The following is a 1820-nucleotide window of genomic DNA, read 5'->3' as shown; positions in this document are numbered from 1 at the left end:
TGGAAGGAGGGTAAGGCATGAATTTTTTAGGATACGAATTGAAGAAGGACCAGAAAGAGAGATGGATTTATTCTGTTTTTTCTGATTTTGAAGAAGCGACGGTTACTGTTGAAAAACATAGTTACAAAGCTAATATTACGGAGATGCCATACACTTTTGGTAATATTTACTCTAAAGAGTATGTTATATCTACGCTTGTTAATATTTTAAAAGAATATCCTGGAATTGAGTCGTGCGCTATGGGGAGTGGCTGATTATTGATGTAGATGTGGATGTTCTCTCACCTGATACACTCAATATTTCGAACAGGCAATTTTACCAAACATTGTCAATGCTTTCAGATGATGGTCACATTAAAGGTGTACGGATAACATCAACGAAAAGCGGCAGGATTGTAACTGGTATAAACAAATTGGAAATTACAAGTTTAGGGCTACAATATCTTAAGGAAAATTCGATGATGATTAAAGCATACAATGTTTTCAAAGAAGTTGGAAACTGGCTTCCGCTTTTAAAATAGTATTCAAGACGGGTTGACCGTCTTTTTTTATGCCCTTTTTCCGAGCTGCAGGGCTAAAAGAACAACCGAGACTACAGGCTCCCAGGCCTTAAAACGCGAGGTAACATCATGGATAACGATGCAACAGTAACAGATGAAACAGTAGCTGACGTAAAGGCAACGGCAACTGCTCCGGAACAAAAGGCTGACGAGCCGGAAAAGACTGAACCGGAACAGAAGAAAGTTGACGCCGACGAGATTGTCAAAAAGCTCCAGAAACGAATCGGAGCGGAGCAGTCCAAAAAGAACAGCTACAAGCAGCAGCTGGAAGAAGCACTTGACAAGATCAAGCAGCTCGAATCCGGCAAATCAGTCAAGGAACTGTCCGACAAGGATAAGGCCAAAAAGGATACAGACGAGAAGGACAAGCGAATCGCAGAGCTTGAAGCGCAGATTGCGCACCGCAAAACGCTTGACGAGACAGATCAGGTTCTTCGTGATTCCGGTCTGTCGGTCCCGTCTGACGTTCTCGGCTTCCTTGTTTCAGACAATGCGGATACGACATACGCAAATGTCAAGGCTTTTATCGATTACACGGAATCGGTCAAGGATTCCGTGCGTGAGGAATTCCGCAAGGGCCACACACCGCGTATGTCCGGTAAAACGGTCAGAGAAGTGACGCAAGAACAGTTCATGCGCATGAACCAGAGTGATAACACCGAACATTGATCAGAATAAGGTTGACGGTTTGATTGAGCGCCTGTCCAAAGGTGATTTTGAAAATGACAAGTTCGTCATGGGCAGTCCGATTGCTAATTTCACGCAATCCGTTGTTGATGACACAATTGCTAAAAACGTTGAATTCCACGCCAGCGCAGGGTTGCAGCCGAAAATCGTCAGAAGATATGCCGGCAACGGCTGCAAATGGTGTGCAAATCTGGCGGGGACGTACGATTATCCAGTTAAACAGGAAATCTATCGCCGTCATGATAACTGTCGCTGCATTGTTGAATATTTTCCGGAGGACGGAAGGGGCGTGCAGAATGCACACACTAAGGAGTGGAGAAACGAATCGAAAGTCTAACGTGAACAACATCGACAAACGAATGCAGACATTCGTGACAATAGAGAAAATGACATTTTGGAGTACAAGAAAATAGTTGATGTTTTGGGGCGAAAAGACGCACTGTCAAGGGCGGAATAAAATTGTCGAAAAAGGGCGGTTTAAAAATGTATGATTTGGGCGGTTTAAGAACTGACCGATGCTAAACGGTATGACTTTCCCTTGATCTTAATCACGTGTGAGTGATAGACAAGGCGG

Annotated in this window: 4 protein-coding genes; all 4 read left to right on the top strand. The window is 43.8% G+C overall.

Features of this window, described 5'->3' with window-relative positions; genetic code table 11:
• Positions 1-17 precede the first annotated feature (17 nt).
• Positions 18-254, top strand: a complete 237-nt coding sequence (locus V7Z60_RS10000) for a hypothetical protein (RefSeq protein ID WP_334117662.1) — start codon at positions 18-20, stop codon at positions 252-254.
• Positions 233-520 (top strand): YjcQ family protein, encoded by a 288-nt coding sequence (locus V7Z60_RS10290; protein ID WP_442918918.1) that lies wholly within the window; start codon positions 233-235, stop codon positions 518-520. Before V7Z60_RS10000 ends, V7Z60_RS10290 begins: the two co-directional genes overlap by 22 nt.
• 108 nt (positions 521-628) lie before the next feature.
• Positions 629-1228, top strand: a complete 600-nt coding sequence (locus tag V7Z60_RS09995) for a capsid assembly scaffolding protein Gp46 family protein (protein ID WP_334117661.1) — start codon at positions 629-631, stop codon at positions 1226-1228.
• Positions 1209-1583 carry a VG15 protein gene (locus tag V7Z60_RS09990; RefSeq protein ID WP_334117660.1) on the top strand — a complete coding sequence of 125 codons (375 nt, stop codon included), beginning with the start codon at positions 1209-1211 and terminating at the stop codon, positions 1581-1583. The genes V7Z60_RS09995 and V7Z60_RS09990 overlap by 20 nt, the downstream gene beginning before the upstream one ends.
• The last annotated feature ends 237 nt before the right edge of the window (positions 1584-1820 follow it).

Source organism: Ligilactobacillus sp. (assembly GCF_036846325.1).
GTDB lineage: Bacteria > Bacillota > Bacilli > Lactobacillales > Lactobacillaceae > Ligilactobacillus.
The sequence above is the reverse complement of the archived record's forward strand: the minus strand, read 5'-3'. Positions and strand labels throughout refer to the sequence as shown.

Coding starts and splice junctions, on each gene's coding strand:
- V7Z60_RS10000 (WP_334117662.1), top strand. CDS start 18: ATGAATTTTTTAGGATACGAATTGAAGAAGGACCAGAAAGAGAGATGG.
- V7Z60_RS09995 (WP_334117661.1), top strand. CDS start 629: ATGGATAACGATGCAACAGTAACAGATGAAACAGTAGCTGACGTAAAG.